The sequence below is a fragment of the Streptomyces sp. NPDC049954 genome (assembly GCF_040656295.1).
Lineage (GTDB): Bacteria > Actinomycetota > Actinomycetes > Streptomycetales > Streptomycetaceae > Streptomyces.
Genome location: NZ_JBFALS010000002.1, coordinates 398,040 through 413,638, shown reverse-complemented (window position 1 = coordinate 413,638; position 15,599 = coordinate 398,040). Strand labels below are relative to the sequence as shown.

Annotated in this window: 14 protein-coding genes and 1 tRNA gene; 8 read left to right on the top strand and 7 right to left on the bottom strand. The window is 71.8% G+C overall.

What is annotated here, in order from left to right; genetic code table 11:
- Nucleotides 1-863 precede the first annotated feature (863 nt).
- Complete coding sequence (locus AB0J21_RS05350; RefSeq protein ID WP_363144473.1) at nt 864-1,169, top strand: RcpC/CpaB family pilus assembly protein; 306 nt, start codon at nt 864-866, stop codon at nt 1,167-1,169.
- Between the two features lie 150 nt (nt 1,170-1,319).
- Nucleotides 1,320-1,910 (top strand): large conductance mechanosensitive channel protein MscL, encoded by a 591-nt coding sequence (mscL, locus tag AB0J21_RS05345; RefSeq protein WP_363144472.1) that lies wholly within the window; start codon nt 1,320-1,322, stop codon nt 1,908-1,910.
- A 550-nt stretch (nt 1,911-2,460) separates the two neighbouring features.
- Here the strand turns inward: mscL and AB0J21_RS05340 are convergent.
- A complete protein-coding gene (locus tag AB0J21_RS05340; protein ID WP_363144702.1) occupies nt 2,461-2,676 on the bottom strand; it encodes a hypothetical protein in 216 nt (71 codons plus the stop codon).
- A 551-nt stretch (nt 2,677-3,227) separates the two neighbouring features.
- Here AB0J21_RS05340 and AB0J21_RS05335 point away from each other — a divergent pair.
- Nucleotides 3,228-3,965, top strand: coding sequence for a DUF6227 family protein (locus AB0J21_RS05335; protein ID WP_363144471.1), 738 nt, complete (start codon nt 3,228-3,230; stop codon nt 3,963-3,965).
- A 545-nt stretch (nt 3,966-4,510) separates the two neighbouring features.
- Here the strand turns inward: AB0J21_RS05335 and AB0J21_RS05330 are convergent.
- Both AB0J21_RS05330 and AB0J21_RS05325 read right to left on the bottom strand, forming a co-directional pair.
- Nucleotides 4,511-4,774: a hypothetical protein gene (locus tag AB0J21_RS05330; protein ID WP_363144470.1), complete on the bottom strand. Its 264-nt coding sequence runs from the start codon at nt 4,772-4,774 to the stop codon at nt 4,511-4,513.
- Nucleotides 4,775-4,992: 218 nt separating this feature from the next.
- The gene (locus AB0J21_RS05325) at nt 4,993-6,024 is read right to left on the bottom strand and encodes a sigma-70 family RNA polymerase sigma factor (protein ID WP_363144469.1); all 1,032 of its coding nucleotides are present in this window, start codon (nt 6,022-6,024) and stop codon (nt 4,993-4,995) included.
- Nucleotides 6,025-6,230: 206 nt separating this feature from the next.
- On the opposite strand from AB0J21_RS05325, the gene AB0J21_RS05320 reads away from it, so the two are divergent.
- Nucleotides 6,231-6,749 carry an N-acetyltransferase family protein gene (locus AB0J21_RS05320; RefSeq protein WP_363144468.1) on the top strand — a complete coding sequence of 173 codons (519 nt, stop codon included), beginning with the start codon at nt 6,231-6,233 and terminating at the stop codon, nt 6,747-6,749.
- Between the two features lie 117 nt (nt 6,750-6,866).
- Here the strand turns inward: AB0J21_RS05320 and AB0J21_RS05315 are convergent, their stop codons facing one another.
- On the bottom strand, nt 6,867-7,304 hold the full coding sequence (locus AB0J21_RS05315; protein WP_363144467.1) for a pyridoxamine 5'-phosphate oxidase family protein: 438 nt from the start codon (nt 7,302-7,304) through the stop codon (nt 6,867-6,869).
- A 148-nt stretch (nt 7,305-7,452) separates the two neighbouring features.
- On the opposite strand from AB0J21_RS05315, the gene AB0J21_RS05310 reads away from it, so the two are divergent.
- A complete protein-coding gene (locus AB0J21_RS05310) occupies nt 7,453-8,628 on the top strand; it encodes a questin oxidase family protein (protein WP_363144466.1) in 1,176 nt (391 codons plus the stop codon).
- 33 nt (nt 8,629-8,661) lie between these two features.
- On the opposite strand, the gene AB0J21_RS05305 is transcribed toward AB0J21_RS05310, so the two are convergent.
- Complete coding sequence (locus tag AB0J21_RS05305) at nt 8,662-9,450, bottom strand: class III extradiol ring-cleavage dioxygenase (RefSeq protein ID WP_363144465.1); 789 nt, start codon at nt 9,448-9,450, stop codon at nt 8,662-8,664.
- Nucleotides 9,451-9,599: 149 nt separating this feature from the next.
- On the opposite strand from AB0J21_RS05305, the gene AB0J21_RS05300 reads away from it, so the two are divergent.
- Nucleotides 9,600-10,193, top strand: coding sequence for a MarR family transcriptional regulator (locus tag AB0J21_RS05300; protein ID WP_363144464.1), 594 nt, complete (start codon nt 9,600-9,602; stop codon nt 10,191-10,193).
- Nucleotides 10,194-10,393: 200 nt separating this feature from the next.
- On the opposite strand, the gene AB0J21_RS05295 is transcribed toward AB0J21_RS05300, so the two are convergent.
- On the bottom strand, nt 10,394-11,962 hold the full coding sequence (locus AB0J21_RS05295; protein ID WP_363144462.1) for an MFS transporter: 1,569 nt from the start codon (nt 11,960-11,962) through the stop codon (nt 10,394-10,396).
- Between the two features lie 349 nt (nt 11,963-12,311).
- Nucleotides 12,312-13,073: a TetR/AcrR family transcriptional regulator gene (locus AB0J21_RS05290; protein ID WP_363144461.1), complete on the bottom strand. Its 762-nt coding sequence runs from the start codon at nt 13,071-13,073 to the stop codon at nt 12,312-12,314.
- Between the two features lie 399 nt (nt 13,074-13,472).
- Here AB0J21_RS05290 and AB0J21_RS05285 point away from each other — a divergent pair, with 399 nt between their 5' ends.
- Nucleotides 13,473-14,675 (top strand): M6 family metalloprotease domain-containing protein, encoded by a 1,203-nt coding sequence (locus tag AB0J21_RS05285; RefSeq protein WP_363144701.1) that lies wholly within the window; start codon nt 13,473-13,475, stop codon nt 14,673-14,675.
- Between the two features lie 396 nt (nt 14,676-15,071).
- A tRNA-Arg gene (locus tag AB0J21_RS05280) sits at nt 15,072-15,147 on the top strand.
- The last annotated feature ends 452 nt before the right edge of the window (nt 15,148-15,599 follow it).

Here is a 15,599-nt window from a genome sequence, read left to right as displayed (position 1 = left end):
CTCCCCCTTGCCGTAGAGGCTCCCTTGCCGTAGAGGCTCCCTTGCCATAGAGGCTCCCGCCGAGTGGGAGGGGCTGCGGGGTTCGGTACCTGCCTTGCGGCGGCCGGCTTTGGTGGCGGGAGGCAGGATTCCGGGCCGGAGGGACAGAGGATCGGGCAGGCAGGATTCCGGGCCGGTAGGCCGGTGGTCCGGGCGCGGTAGGCCGGTGGCTTGGGGGCCGGTAGGCCGGTGGCTTGGGGGCCGGTAGGCCGGTGGCTTGGGGGCCGGTAGGCCGGTGGCTTGGGGGCCGGGCGGCGCGGAATCTCTCCTTCGAGTGAGGGGGTTTTCTGCGAACAGCCCGTTGTCCACAGGCCGTTATCCACAGGTCTGAGCGGGTTGCGGAGGATCGGGGCAGAGTGAGGTCGTCCGTCGCGCACCTGCGGCGGAGTAGCCGCTCCTGCCCGGCCCGCCGCCCGACGCGGCGCGGCTGCGGGCTCGTACGAATGACGGTGCCCACCATGCCTGTGTCCTCCCCGCCCTTGGTTTCCTCCAGCCCCCTGCCTCCCCTCCTCTCCCCCTTCCCTGATGCGCCGCACGCTCGCCCCGAGCCCCCGCGGCTGTCTCCCGCCGGGGTCTTCCCCGCACCGCACGTACCGCTGCGGGAGGCACCGCCGACCGGGGCCGTCCCCCAGTTCCCGCCACTGAGGCCCCGCCGGAGCGGATGGGGGCGGTGGCGGCTCGGCCGGCACCGGGGGAGGCTGGCTGGGGGCTGTCTCGTCCTGGCGGCCGCCGCTCTCGTACTGACTTCGCCGGACGGCGCCGTTACGCGCCCGGACAGGCCCGGTCCGGCCGCGCGGCACAGGCCGGCTGCCGCCGTGGCCCGGGTGACGACTCCCGTGCGGATCGCGGAACCGGCGGTCCTGCGCCTGTTGCGGCCGGGCGCGCGGGTCGACGTGATCGCGACCGCGCCGGGGGACGCCGCCCGCCGTCCCCGCGTGGTCGCCTCGCGGGCCCGCGTGGTGGAGGTACCGGAAGATGCCGCCGCGGACGTTTCGGGTGGGGCCGCAGGGGACAGGCGCCTGGGCGCAGCCGACGGCGGGGCGGTCGTGGTCCTCTCGGTGCCCCGTGCGACAGCGGTGGCCCTTGCGGGAGCGGCCGTGACGTCCTCGCTGGCGGTGGTCCTGTGCTGAGGGACCTCGTCCACGGCTTCGGCCTCCTGCCGGCCCGATCCGCGTCAAGCCCCTCGTTCGAGGGAGGCGACTGGACACCGGTCGGGGCCCCTGCCGTAGGTTGCGGAGCTGTTTGCTCCGATCAACATCCGTACACAGAAGGACTCCTGGGTGAGCGAGAACAGCAAGTCGGGCGTGTGGGAGGGCTTCAAGGCCTTCCTGATGCGTGGCAACGTCATCGACCTGGCGGTCGCGGTGGTCATCGGGGCCGCCTTCACCAACATCGTGAACGCGGTGGTGAAGGGGATCATCAACCCGCTGGTCGGCGCGTTCGGCACCCAGGACCTGGACAAGTACAGCTCGTGCCTGCAGGCCCCGTGCACGACGAACGCGGCCGGCGAGACCGAGGGCATCCGCATCATGTGGGGGACGGTCCTCAGCTCCACGCTGACGTTCCTGATCACGGCGGCGGTCGTGTACTTCCTGATGGTGCTGCCGATGTCGAAGTATCTGGCACGGCAGGCGGAGCGCAGGGCGGCGAAGTACGGGGCCCCCGAGGAGGCGGTGGAGACCACCGAGCTGGACGTCCTCAAGGACATCAGGGACGAGCTGATGGCGCAGCGGGCGGCCCGCGAGGGGCGCGCCCCGGGACCGAACGGTCCGGGGGCCCTGGGCGACTCCTTCGGCGGGGCGACTCCCGGCGAACGCGATCCCGGAGGCTCCTCCCCGAGCGACGGGCCGGGCGGGCCCGACAAGGGCTGACACGGCGCGCCGCCGCGGACGCGGTGGACCGTCCTGCCTCCGGTGCGGTGGGCCGATCGTCTGGGGCACGGTGGACTGGTCCGGCCCGTCCGCGGTGCACCAGTCCGACCCAGGCGCGGTGGAGGTCGGCCGAAAGGGCGGTCGACCTGCCCGGAAGCCGCCCTGCCAGGGCGTTTCCACAAGCGGCGTCCGGCGGGTTCAGGGGCGGGCAGGGCGCGGCGGCTGGTGCGGGGCAGCTCAAAGCGCCGAAGCGCCTCGGTCGGCGCCTCCACTGCTCGAACGGAGTGGAGGGCTCGGGGAAGAAGTTACGGGGCGTTTCGGCTACGCGGCGTGGCGGGGTCCCCCGCCGGAGACTGGGGGAATGCCGTGTCAGGTCGCCGCAACCCCGGCCACGGTCCGCCGGACACCCTCTGAGGGCTCAGGGCTCGCGCTTCTCCACGGGAGGGCGCACAGGCGCAGCAGCGCACGGGTCGGGAGCGCTCAAGGCCCTCAGGAAACACAGGGCGGAATGCACTGCGCGGACGGCGGCCGGGCGGGTTCGGGGGCGGTCTCAGATGTGGTGCGGGGGCTTCTCGTCGAGGAAGCGGGCGAGGTCCGCCGCCGAGCCGGTGGAGGGCGTGGGGCGGTCGCCCCAGCCCCGGTCGCTGTCGTCGGCCGAGCGGCCGGACAGGGGGTCGGCGAAGTCGAGGGCGGCCTTGGCCCGGCGTACCGCCTCTGCCGCGGCCTCCGGCCGGTCCGCCTCGGTCGATGCCTCGGCGCCGGCCACGGGGGCGTCACCGCCCGTCGACGCGGCGCCCGTTTCCTCGGAGGCGTTCCGGAGGGCCGGGGCGTCCTGGGCGGTCGTGGCGGACTGCTGGCGGGGCTTGCTCATTCCTCCAGCGTACGTCCACGTGGTGCGCGAGCGTCGTCCACAGCGGCGCGGGCACCGGCCCGTGCGCCCGGCGGAGACACCCGCGCACCACCGGGCGGCACGGAACCGGGCACTGTCAACCGCGCCGGTTCGGCCCCGGGCCCCGCCCGAGTCCGGCCCCGGATCCCGCCCGCCGCGCTGCTCGACGCAGGCCCTCCGGGCAACCGCACACGCGTCCAGACGCGTACGACGGCGTGTCAGCTTCCGTACACGCGTGCCGTCTTCCGTCGGGACGGCGGGAAGCGCTACGTTCCGAGCGTTGTGTTCCGCCTTGGAGAATACGACGAGGGCATGTGCGGGAACTCGGCGCGGTCTTCGTACGTTTTCCTGATTCCCGGACATGATGTCCGACCGAAGGGCTACGGTATGCACCCACAAGGTGACATGCAGCAACGCCGGGAGATGCCTTGAGCGTTCCGTACGAGACACCTGAGCCGCCGGAGGGCCCCGTCGCGCGGCTCCTGGGGCGTGCCCTCAACTCATTCGAACTGCCCGACGACCTGCTGTCGCGGCTCAACACCACGCTCGCGTACGACAGTTCACTGCATTCCGCCCACCACAGCGCGAGTACGCACCACGAAACCTACCGGCACTGCTGGCTGCTCCCGGACGGGGGTGCGCTGACGCTCTGGGAACTGGTGCACCGCACCGTCCCGGAGACGGAGACGCAGCACGAGATCTACGTGACGGCGGAGGACGCGGCCAACGCGGCGGCGCGCTGGTCCTACGGCCCCGTCGAGTGGGACACCGTCACCGCGAGCGAGGACCTGAGCCTCGTGATCCACGTGGCGGAGGAGGACTTCGGCCCGCAGCGGGACTACGCGCCGGACGATTCCGCCGACCACGCGCGCCGGCTCCTGCGCCGGGCGGAGAACACGGACCGCCCGCGTGAGGACATCGCGGTGCTCCTGCACTCCGCCTTCGCCCACGAGATCACCCAGGCGTTCACGCGGCCGGGACTGCGCGAGGCTTCCGGGATCGGCTTCGCGCTCTACGAGCACGCCTTCCTGCTGCTGGACGGAACGGAGCTTTCGCTCTGGGAGGTCGAGCACACCGCGACACCCGACCGCCGGCACATGTGCGAGGTCTACGAGACGGAGACGGAGGCGCACGAGGCGATGGAGCGCCGGGCCAGAGTTCTCTGAGGCTCGACCCACCAGCCGTGGCCCCCGCCCGCTGCCCCCCACCCGTCTCGCGACGCGGGCCGTCTCGCGACGCGGGCGGGGGCAGGCCGCCCCAGCGCGACCGGACCGCCCGCGCAAGCCCTGACCAACCCTCCGCGCGTCCGCGCGTCCCGCGACTCAGGGAGGCGCGGAGGGGCGGAGGCGCGGAGGGGCGGAGGGAACTTGCGGGTCACTGCGTCACTGCGTCACTGCGTCACTGCGCGCACGGTCGCACCCAAGCGCCGCTTCCAGGGGACGCCTCACCCTCGCCCCTCACGCCTCAGGACGCGCTGCGGACGCAGGCTCACCCACGGACGCACACACAGCGGCACACAGGGGCCGCACAGGGACACGCAACGCAGCCTCGCAGAGACGGCCGGGCCGACCTCGCCTGGACCTCAGCCTCAACCTCAACGTCGGCTCAGACGCAGGAGACACAGGCACACAGACGCGGACGCAACCGCAACCGCAGCCACAGCCACAGCCACAGGCGGGTCATTGACTGAGCGTCAGCCGCCGAACCCGTCTCAGCCGTGCTGTTCGTCGCCCAGTTGGCGAACGAGTCCGGCGAAGGCGGCGCGTTCGTCCGGGGTCAGGTCGACGTGCTCCGTGGCGGGGACGGTCTGGTGAGGGATACCGCCGTGCGGGGGCGCGGGCCGGGCGGCGTGCCAGTCGGTCGCCTCGAACCGGTCACGGCGGGAGAACCGGACACGGCCGACGACCCATGCGGCGGTCGCCACGAGGATGGCGGCCACGCCTATCTGCTGAACGACCGAGACATTTTGGGGCATGGGCTCAGTAGACCTCACTCAAGTGGACCGATGGTAGGAAAAATCGGTTCTTGCACCTCGAAGTGATGCATCTCCTATGCCACTTGTGCCCCGATTGACGCCACAAAACGCCAAAACCGCTTCCAGAACAGCCAAAAGGGCCCGTGCGCGGTGGCGCAGGCCCTGACGGCTCACCCCGGAGAGGGGTCGCTGGGACTCCGGTGACGCGGGCGGCCGGGTCAGGCCGCCGCGTCGAACCCGGTGTCGTGTGCCAGCTTCTTCAGTTCCAGCAGCGCGTGCTTCTCTATCTGCCGGATGCGCTCACGGGTCAGTCCGTGCTGCTTGCCGACCTCGGTGAGGGTGCGTTCGCGGCCGTCGTCGATGCCGTACCGCATCTTGATGATGGAGGCGGTGCGTTCGTCGAGCCGGCCGATGAGGTCGTCCAGTTCCTCACTGCGCAGCAGCGTCATGACGGACTGCTCGGGAGAGACGGCGGAGGTGTCCTCCAGGAGGTCGCCGAACTGCGTCTCGCCCTCGTCGTCCACGGGCATGTTCAGCGAGACCGGGTCACGCGCCCAGTCCAGGACGTCGGAGACGCGCTCCTGGTTGGAGCCGAGTTCCTTGGCGATCTCCGCGTGGTCGGGCTCGCGGCCGTGCTCACGGTTGAACTCGCGCTGGACCCGGCGGATGCGCCCGAGTTCCTCCACGAGGTGGACGGGCAGCCGGATGGTGCGGGACTGGTCCGCGATGGACCGGGTGATGGCCTGCCGGATCCACCAGGTCGCGTAGGTCGAGAACTTGAAGCCCTTGCGGTAGTCGAACTTCTCGACCGCGCGCACCAGGCCGGCGTTGCCCTCCTGGATGAGGTCGAGCAGCGGGAGGCCGCTGCGGGGGTAGCGACGGGCCACGGCCACGACGAGGCGCAGGTTGGAGCGGATGAAGACGTCCTTCGCCCGCTCGCTGGCCTCGACGAGCGCTTCGAGCTCCTCGCGCGAGGCGTCCTCGGCGCTCTTGCTCTCGGCGGTTCCGTCGAGGATCTGCTGGGCGAAGACACCCGCCTCGATGGTCTGCGACAGCTCGACCTCCTTCGCGGCGTCGAGCAGCGGTGTACGCGCGATCTCGTCGAGGTACATGCCGACCAGGTCGCGGTCGGCGATCTCCCCGCTCGTGGAACGGGCGCCGCTTGTCCCCCGGGGCTCTCCCCCGGAGCCCGAAGCCCGGGAGGTGCTCCCCACAGCGGACTTACGACGGGCGACGGCACGGGTTGCCATGCGTGCTCCCTTGCGATGGTGGGTGATCCTGCTCCCTGCGGATGCCGCACCCCTCCCACGACCCAGGTGGGTCGCGGCCGGAGTGCTTCACCCTCGCGGGTGCCCGGCATCTGAAGGAAACAACGACTGTAATCAGGACAGAATTCCCCACGGCGACATCAATCTTTGCGATCATGCAGTACCCTGTCCGACCGCATGGAGGCAAGATGTCCCAATCGTCCACAGAAACGCAGGTCAGAACCGGGGTGAAAGCCGACATCGGGCAGCTCACCGACCTCTACAACCACTACGTGCGCGAGACCCCCATCACGTTCGACACGCGGCCCTTCACCCCGGAGGAGCGACTGCCGTGGCTCCTCGCGCATCCGCCGCAGGGCCCGTACCGGCTTCTGGTGGCGGTGGCCGGGGACCGGATACTCGGGTATGCGACGAGCAGTCCCTTCCGGCCGAAGCCGGCGTACGTCACCTCGGTGGAGGTGAGCGTGTACGTACGGCCCGACGCGGGGCGGCGCGGGGTCGGCTCACGGCTTTACGAGGCGCTCCTCGCGGCGCTGGAGGGCGAGGACCTGCACCGGGCCTACGCCGGGATCGCCCTGCCGAACGAGGCCTCGGTCGCCCTGCACGAGCGTTTCGGCTTCCGGCACCTCGGCACGTACGCCGAGGTGGGGAGGAAGTTCGGCCGCTACTGGGACGTCGCCTGGTACGAACGGGCGCTGGGCTCCTGAGGAGCCGCCCGGCCGTCGCACGGTCGTACGGCCCGGTCGGTTTCCGGTGGGCTCTGGTCGGCTTCCGGTGGGTTCCTGGCCGGTTCCTGGCCAGTGCCCGGTCGGTTCCCGGTCGGTTCAGAGGGCGCCGAGGTCGGCCGCGTACCAGTGCTCGGGCCGCATCCGGAAGGTGACGAGCCCATCGGAGGAGTTACCGGTGGCGCCGGTGCGCTCCACGTAGGCGCGCGCCTTGTCCGGGGACAGGTAGCGCGCGGCGACGGTGGCGACGTCCTGGGAGGTGGTGGGGGCGGAGCCGACGACGGGGCCCTCGACGGAGACGTAGCGGTAGGTGGGTTCGGTCCGCTGCACCAGCAGGCTGAACCGTCCCGCCCGGCCCACCAGCCGGGCCTTGAGGGAGTCGGCACCGGTGAAGACGCGCAGGTCGCCGTCGTCGCCGCGCCAGTACCAGACGGGCACGTTCAGGGGTCCTCGGTGGCCGGTGCTCCTGGCCACGGCGATGCCCGCGACGCGGGACTCGGCGAGGAAGGCGTCTCGTTCCGCCGCACTCAGTGACACCGCTGCTCTCCCATGGGCTGGACCGGCCGGGTCCGCCGGGGCGCGGCTCGGCTCGGGCCGCCCAGTGTCGCCGTTCACCACGGTCCGGCCAAGGACCTAGGACCACAGACCGTTACCGGGCTGTCACGGACGGCCTAGCGTTTCCCGCATGCTCACTACAGGCGGGACCGGCGGGGAACGACCGGACGGAACGCGGGACGAGCCGCGCGCAAGCCGGAGCGGGGCGGCCCACGGGCCGGCCGCCGACGGGCCGCGCGCCAGGTCCGACGGCACGCTGGACGAGGCTCTGGAGCGGCTGCACGCGGCGGGCCCGGAGCGGGACGGCTGGCTGAGCAACCACGCGCCGATGGCGGTGGAGGCCCTCGTACGGGGCGGGCAGGCGGAGAAGGTGCACCGGTGGCTCGACCGCTACCGGCCGAAGCTGGAGGACATGCCCGCCCCCTACGAGAGGGTCACGGAACTGAACTGGCGCGAGGCGCTGGGTGATCCGCGCCGGATCGGTGACTGGTCGGCGTACTTCTCGGCGCGGCTGACGCGGGAGCCCTGGCGGGACGTGCTCGCCGTCTGGTGGCCGCGGCTGCTGCCGGGCATCGCGGGCGGGGCCACGCACCCCGTCATCCGGACCGGTCACGCCGTGCGGACCCTGCTGGAGGACGAGGCGCGGACCCCGGGCGCGACGGCCGGACCGGGGAGTGGTGCGCTCGATCCCCGGCGCGCGGAGCTGGGGCACGCGCTCGGCTACTGGGCGGCGCGCAGCCTGCCGCTGCCGCCGCTGAGCGTGTTGCCGCCCGCCCGGGACGCGGACGGCGCGCTGGCGGCGGTGCCCGGCGTCGAGCGCCGCAGCGGCGGCATCCGGGAGCGGCTGGCGCAGTTGCGGGGGCTGCCGGCCTGGCCCGAGAGGCGGCCGGCCACCCCGGAGGAGGCCGCGGCGCGGCTGCGGGAGCTGGTCGCGGCGGCGGTGCACCGGTACGCGGCCCACGGGCACGGCGAGCCCGTCATGCTGGTGCACGCGGCGACGGCCCCCAACGCCGTACTGCGCACCCTGCCCGCGCTGCCGCGGGAGTTGTGGAGCGTGAGCGTGGACGCGGCGTGGGCGGCGAGCGGGGCGGTGACGGCCGCCTACGAGGTGCCCGGGCCCGGTACGGCGGACGCCGCGCTCCTGGCGGAGGCGTCCGGGCTGGGCGCGGCGGAGCTGTTCGCCCGGGCCGCGGCCCACGGCGACGAGCACGCCGTGAAGTTCACGGACACGGCGCTCGACGTGGGCGGTCCGCTCGCCGGGGCGGCGGCACTGCGCTCACTCGCCCTCGTCGAGCCTCTCGGCTGAAGCGGGGCTCGGGGGCGCGGGCGGGGCGGGACATCACCCGAACTGGACGGAGCGTTTGGCCAGCCCCATCCAGAAGCCGTCGATGACGCTGCGCCGGGTGTCCAGTTCGCCGGTGGCCTCGGCCGCGCCCAGGGTCACGAAGAGGGGCGCGAAGTGCTCCGTACGGGGGTGGGCGAGCTGTCCGGCCGGGGACTTGTGGCGGAAGTCGAGGAGCGCGTCGACGTCTCCGGCGTCCAGCGCGCGCTGCCCCCAGTCGTCGAACTCGGTGGACCAGGCCGGGACGCCGTTCGTGTGCCGGAGCGCGGCGAGGTTGTGCGTGAAGAAGCCGCTGCCGACGATCAGTACGCCCTCGTCGCGCAGCGATGCGAGGACGCGTCCGACGCCCATCAGCGTCTCGGGGTCCAGCGTCGGCAGGGAGATCTGGAGCACCGGCACGTCGGCGTCCGGGTACATCTCGACGAGGGGGACGTACGCGCCGTGGTCGAGCCCCCGGTCCTCGACGTCCTGCACCGGCAGCCCGGCCCCGCGCAGCATTCCGCGGACCGAAGCGGCGAGGAGAGGGGCGCCCGGGGCGCCGTACTGGACGGCGTAGTAGTGCTCGGGGAAGCCCCAGAAGTCGTGGACGAGGGGCAGCGTCCGCGTGGCGCCGAGCGCGAGCGGGCCCTCCTCCCAGTGGGCGGAGACCATGAGGATCGCCCGGGGCCGCGGCAGCGCGGCGGACCAGGCCGCCAGCTCCCCGGGCCAGACCGGGTCGTCGGCGAGCGGCGGCGCGCCGTGGCTGAGGTACAGGGCGGGCATGCGCGCGGGGGCGGCGGCGGACATCACGGTGCTCCTTCGGCGGGCGGCCGACCGGCGCGCGCTGCGGCCGGACGATTTATTTGAAGTATCAAGCTCTTCGCGTCCGAGGTTACGGCAACATTGTTTAAGCTTCAATAAGACCGGTTCGCGGTCGAGCACGGAAGAAGCACGGAATGACGACGGAGACCACTACGCCAACCACGTCCACCACGACGCCTACGGGGACAGCGACGGAGCACGGCGAGGAACGGGACGGGGCGCAGGACGAGACACGAGGCGGGACGCGCTGGCTCACGGACGAGGAGCAGGCGGTCTGGCAGGTCTACCTCCAGGCGAGCACGCTGCTCGACGACTACCTGGACCGTCAGTTGCAGCGGGACGCGAAGATGCCGCACGTCTACTACGGGCTGCTGGTGCGGCTGTCCGAGGCGCCCGGCCGGCGTCTGCGCATGACGGAACTCGCCTGCCACGCCAAGATCACCCGCTCACGCCTCTCGCACGCCGTGGCCCGGCTGGAACGCAACGGCTGGGTCCGGCGGGAGGACTGCCCCTCGGACAAACGGGGCCAGTTCGCGGTGCTGACCGAGGACGGCGCCGGGATGCTGCGGCGCAGCGCCCCGGGACACGTGGCCGCCGTGCGCAGCGCGCTGTTCGACCGGCTCACCCCGGAGCAGCGGCGTTCGCTCGGCGAGATCATGGGCATCCTCGCCGAGGGCCTCCAGCCGGACGGGAGCGGTGGGCGGACGGATCTGCCGTGGCTGCGCTGACGCGGCCACCGGCCACCGCGCGCCCGCGCCCTTGACGCTCGGGCGCCTGAAGCCGCCGTGGTGCTCGCGCACCTGAAGCCGCCCCACTGCACGCGCACCTCACGCCGCCGGCCCCCGTACGGACTGTTCCGTACGGGGGCCGGCGGCGTGTGAGGGTGACGCGAGAGGGCTGGGCCGCTTCAGGCGCGGGCCCGGCCGCGTCAGTGAGCGATGACCGGAACCGCCAGGTCCTCGGCCGACCCCTCGGTGGTGGAGCTGTCCGAGCCGCCGCCCTTCGCGACGGCCGGGCCCGCGCCCTGGGCCCGCGTGTTGACGAGGGTCAGAGCGATGGTCGCGGCGACGGCGAGGATGCCGACCGCCCACCAGATGGCGTGGCTGTAGCCGTCCACGAGGGCCTGCGCCTGCAGGAGCTTCGGGTTGGTCCCGTCGCTCGCGTGCGAGGTCAGGTACGCCGTGGTGGCCGAGGCCGCGATGGTGTTGAGGAGGGCGGTGCCGATCGCTCCGCCGACCTGCTGCGAGGTGTTGACCATGGCGGAGGCCACCCCCGCGTCACGCGGCTGCACACCGTGCGTGGCCAGGGACATGGCCGGCATGAACGCCGTACCCATGCCGAGGCCCAGCATCAGCTCGGCCGGGAGCACGAGGGAGGCGTAGCCGGAGTCGATCTTCATCTGCGTCAGGAGCAGCATGGCGAGCGCGGCGAGGACGAACCCGGGGCCCATGAGCAGGCGCGGGGGGACCTTCGTCATGAGGCGGGCGCCGATCTGGGTCGAGCCCGTGATCATGCCCGCGACCATCGGCAGGAAGGCGAAGCCGGTCTTGACGGGCGAGTACCCCTTGACGACCTGGAGGTAGAAGGTCAGGAAGAGGAACAGGCCGAACATCGCGATGATCGCGAGACCGAGCGAGAGGTAGACCCCGCCGCGGTTGCGGTCGGTGACGACGCGCAGCGGCAGCAGCGGCGCCTTGACGCGGGACTCGACGAACAGGAACGAGCCGAGCAGGACGACGGCCGCGACGAAGGACCCGACGGTGGTCGCGTCGCTCCAGCCCGCGGACTCGGCGCGGGTGAAGCCGTAGACGAGGGACACGAGGCCCAGCGTCGACAGCAGCACACCGGGGATGTCGAGCGAGGAGCGGTTGCGGCTGCCGGCCGGTTCGCGGATCACGAACCACGCGCCGAGGATCGCGACGACCGCGAAGGGCACGTTGACGAAGAAGGTCCAGCGCCAGTTCAGGTACTCGGTGAGGAAACCGCCGAGGATGAGACCGACGGCCCCGCCACCACCGGCGATGGCGCCGTAGATGCCGAAGGCCTTGGCGCGCTCCTTGGCCTGGGTGAAGGTCACCGCGAGCAGGGAGAGCGCGGCGGGCGCGAGCAGCGCGCCGAACACGCCCTGGAGCGCGCGGGAGCCGAGCAGCATGGCCTGGCCGGTCGCGGCGCCACCGAGCGCGGAGGCGAGGGCGAAGCCGATGAGGCCGGTCATGAAGGTCCGCTTGCGGCCCCACATGTCGGCGATCCGGCCGCCGAAGAGGAGGAGTCCGCCGAAGGCGAGCGCGTAGGCCGTGATGACCCACTGCCGGTTGCCGTCGGAGATGCCCAGGTCGGTCTGGGCGCTGGGCAGCGCGATGTTCACGATCGTCGAGTCGAGGACGACCATCAGCTGCGCGAGCGCGATGAAGACGAGTGCCTTCCACCGCCTGGGATCAGGGCCCTCGGCCTCGGCCCGCAGGGGGCCGGAACGCTCGGTACGGAGTGTTTCTGACATGGGGATATCCACCTTGGGACGCTCGTGGAACACCTTCTCGGACGCGGCGGCCGGGCGGGCACACCGTGGGAGAGGGCGCGAAGAGATCGGGACGGGAGAGGCGAGTACGGGCGAGAGGCGAGGGCCTCGGTACGCATGCGCGACGTCATTGTGCGGCAGGAGCGTTACGGAAAAAGAAAGTTGGATACGACCGGGACGGAAGCCCCGGACACGAGACCGTGCTGTGGCGCTTGGCGCTCGTCAACTGAGTTCCTGGTGACGAGTACTGAATTCCTGGTGCCGAGTGCCGGGATTTCGGGCGGTCAACTGGCGTGCTGGGAAGTGGCGGTGGGAGTCGGGTGGAGGTTCTTCACTCCCGGCGGAGCTCCTCCAGGGTCACTGCGGTGCCCGGCAGGACCGAGTGGGCCGGGGCCCGTAGTCCGTCCAGGAAGAGTTGGAGATGGCGGTGGGCGAAGCGGTCGCTGTCCACCCGGCTGCACCCCGGCAACGGCCTGGTGAGCTGGGACAGGGCCATCATCAGGTCCCCGACGCCGATGTCGGGACGCAACTGACCGGCCTCGCGTGCCCGGCTCATCACCGCTTCGACGCCGGCTTCCAGCCCGAGACGCCCGGCGAGCAGATCGGGGTGGTCCATGTCGACGGTGACCGAGAGCAGTGAGCACAGCGCGCCCACCCGCTCCTCGACGGCCGCGTGGGCGAAGCCGCACAGCGCCTCGAAGGGGTCGGCGCCCTCCAGCGCCTCCTCCGCGCGCCGCGAGGCGCGGTCCATGACGGACAGGACGGACTGCCGCATCAGCTCGGCGCGGTCGTGGAAGTGGCGGTAGACGGTCGCGTTGCCCACGCCGGCCCGCCGGGCGACCTCGTCGAGCGAGATGTCGGCACCGTGCTCGACGGCCATCTCCCGGGCCGCCTCGACGATGCGTTCACGGTTGCGCAGGGCGTCGGCGCGGGGGCGGACGGCGCGACGGGGCCCGGTGGTCCCGCACGCGGCGCCATCGCGACCGGCACCGTCGCACTCCTCGGCACCGGCGCTGCACGCGGCACCTTCGACGACCTGAGCGGCCACCATGGCGTCCTCCTCCTTCACCGACGTCGTAGCTGAATCGTTCATCCGCACGGCCGAAGCGGGGACTCACTCCCCGCCTCGTTCCGACACGAGTCCAAACGGGGAGAAGGTCCCCGGATATTTCCGCAGCCCGCTGTGAGCCGGGTCACAGGAAAACCACCGATCGGCCGCATCCCGCGCGCGCCTCACGAGCACTGACCCGAGGCTGAGCTATGAGGGGGCAGCCTCGCAGGTCAGGAAGGTGGCTGCCGCGAACGGAGGGCCGGACGCATGCAGCCGACCAACGGGCCGCACTCCCCTTCGGGACCCATACGCCGACCGTCCACCGGCTCCGCGCCCGCTGTCGGCGACGGGCGGCGGGACGCGCGCCGCAGGGCCCGCCGGGCCCGCGTCCGCCAGGGCGCCGCCCTGGCCTCGCTGACCACACTGGCCGTCGCCGTCTCGATGAGTACGTCGGGGGGCGGGGGTCTCGCGGCGGAGGGGGGGCCGGCGGCGGGCCCCGCCTCCTCGGGCCGGCACGCCTCGCCCGAGACCTGCATGATCAGCGGCCCGCTCGGCGTCCAGATGTCGGAGGGGCTGCCCACGGCCCCCGGGTACACGCGTTCCACCGGCACGGTACGAGCCCTGAACCTGATGATCGACTTCCCGGACGCGCCGGGCGAGGGCACGGCACGGCAGCGGCTCGCGGAGTTCTTCCCGAGCACGACGAAGTGGTTCCGGACGAGTTCGTACGGCCGGCTGGACTACCGTCCGCAGGCTCCGGTGCGGGACTGGCTGCGCATGCCGAAGCCGTTCGCCGAGTACGGAATAGAGCGCGGGGCGCCCTTCGAGCCGGGCTACCGGGCACTCGTACGCGATCTGGTGGCGACGGCCGACCCCCTGGTCGACTTCAGTAAGTACGACCTCGTCAACGTGCTGGTGACGCCGAACGCCGGCCCCTCCGCCCTGGACACGGTGCTGTCGGTGACCTTCGCCGGCAACCACGAGGCGCCGGTCGCGGACGGTACCCCGCTCGCGAACACGTCCTTCGTCTACAGCCGCCAGGACGACGGTTCGGGCAGCTACGGGAAGACCGGCTACCGCGTCCTCCCCCACGAGAACGGCCACGTCTTCGGCCTGCCCGACCTGTACACGCAGGACGGCGGCGGGGCGGCCGGCCACTGGGACATCATGAGCGAGGACTGGGGCTCCAACAACGACCTCCTGGCCTGGCACAAGTGGAAGCTGGGCTGGCTCGACGACGACCAGGTGGGCTGCGTGCCCTCCAGCGGCACCGCTCAGTACGACGTGCTGCCGCTGCCCTCGACGAAGAAGGGCGACAAGCTGGTCTTCGTCCCCCTGACGGCGACCTCGGGCCTCGCCATGGAGGTCCGTACCCGCTCCGGCAACGACGAGACGGTCTGCCGTCCCGGCGTCCTCGTGTACCGCGTGGACACGGACGTCGACACCGGCCGCGGACCGATATCCGTGTCCGACTCCACGAAGGACAGCGGCGGCTGCACCCGCCGCCCCAACGTCCACGCCGAACTCTCCGACGCCCCCTACACCCCCGGCCAGACCTTCACCGACAAGGCGAGCGGCACGACGATGAAGGTCCTGGGGAAGGGACGCGACGGGGGGTACCGGGTGGAGGTGCGGAGGAGGTAGCGCGATGGCCCTTACCCGAACGGCAGCGGACCGACCGGGTCGACCGGGTACTCGCAATTCACGCCCATGATCGACTGGACGCGGACAACGCGACTGCCGTCGGCGTCCGCCCCCACGCACTCCCCGGCCGACGGCCCCGACGCCTCGCCCCATGACCCACCCCACCACGGCCGAACCGGCCTCCCGCCGCCCGGAAGAGCCCCACCCCTCGGTGCCGAAGCGTGTGCCCCCTGGCGGATGGTCATCCGCTACCCTGTTCTCTGGTCGGCCGTTGCCGTGGCGCCTGCCGGACAGCAATGCTGCCCAGCCCGGATCCGCACTACGTCCGACCAACGGGCTTGTCCGCCTCCCGAAAGATCCACCCCTGGACCTTCACCGAGGTTTCCCCAAGCCCATGCCTTCGTAGCTCAGGGGATAGAGCACCGCTCTCCTAAAGCGGGTGTCGCAGGTTCGAATCCTGCCGGGGGCACCAGTTTCACCAGCCGCGTTGACGGCTAAGGCCCAGGTCAGAGCAGCAACGACCTGGGCCTTCCGGGTTCCTGACGCCAGCTCAGGACACCTCGGTGCAGTTTCGATACCGTCTCAGGCAGTCCTCGCACCGAACCGGTGCCCCTGAATTCCTCCTAAACGATCAAGGGGAAGTCGCAGGTCGGACGGGGGAAGGAGAGGCCCCCTCACTACAGGAGGGAGCCTCTCCGTGCCGGGCGCCCATTGAGGGGCCGCCTCAATGGGGCGCGCCGACAGTCTCTGAAGCAGTAGACGCTTCACCTAGTCCAACGGATGCAAGCAGAGAAAGCCAGTCACCCGTTAGATCGAACACGCGTTCGAGCGTCGGCGGTACCCGTGCCCCCGTGGCATATGCCAGCAGGCCGCAGAGCTGGCCGTACATCGTGACCTGTAGCTACCCCCGGTAGCACCATCTAC

What these genes read in the sequence shown, in the direction of transcription:
- AB0J21_RS05330 (WP_363144470.1), bottom strand. Translation starts at nt 4,774, where the DNA reads ATGCCCCAAAATGTCTCGGTCGTTCAGCAGATAGGCGTGGCCGCCATC.
- AB0J21_RS05325 (WP_363144469.1), bottom strand. Translation starts at nt 6,024, where the DNA reads ATGGCAACCCGTGCCGTCGCCCGTCGTAAGTCCGCTGTGGGGAGCACC.
- AB0J21_RS05320 (WP_363144468.1), top strand. Translation starts at nt 6,231, where the DNA reads ATGTCCCAATCGTCCACAGAAACGCAGGTCAGAACCGGGGTGAAAGCC.
- AB0J21_RS05310 (WP_363144466.1), top strand. Translation starts at nt 7,453, where the DNA reads ATGCTCACTACAGGCGGGACCGGCGGGGAACGACCGGACGGAACGCGG.
- AB0J21_RS05305 (WP_363144465.1), bottom strand. Translation starts at nt 9,450, where the DNA reads ATGTCCGCCGCCGCCCCCGCGCGCATGCCCGCCCTGTACCTCAGCCAC.
- AB0J21_RS05300 (WP_363144464.1), top strand. Translation starts at nt 9,600, where the DNA reads ATGACGACGGAGACCACTACGCCAACCACGTCCACCACGACGCCTACG.
- AB0J21_RS05295 (WP_363144462.1), bottom strand. Translation starts at nt 11,962, where the DNA reads ATGTCAGAAACACTCCGTACCGAGCGTTCCGGCCCCCTGCGGGCCGAG.
- AB0J21_RS05290 (WP_363144461.1), bottom strand. Translation starts at nt 13,073, where the DNA reads ATGAACGATTCAGCTACGACGTCGGTGAAGGAGGAGGACGCCATGGTG.
- AB0J21_RS05285 (WP_363144701.1), top strand. Translation starts at nt 13,473, where the DNA reads ATGAGTACGTCGGGGGGCGGGGGTCTCGCGGCGGAGGGGGGGCCGGCG.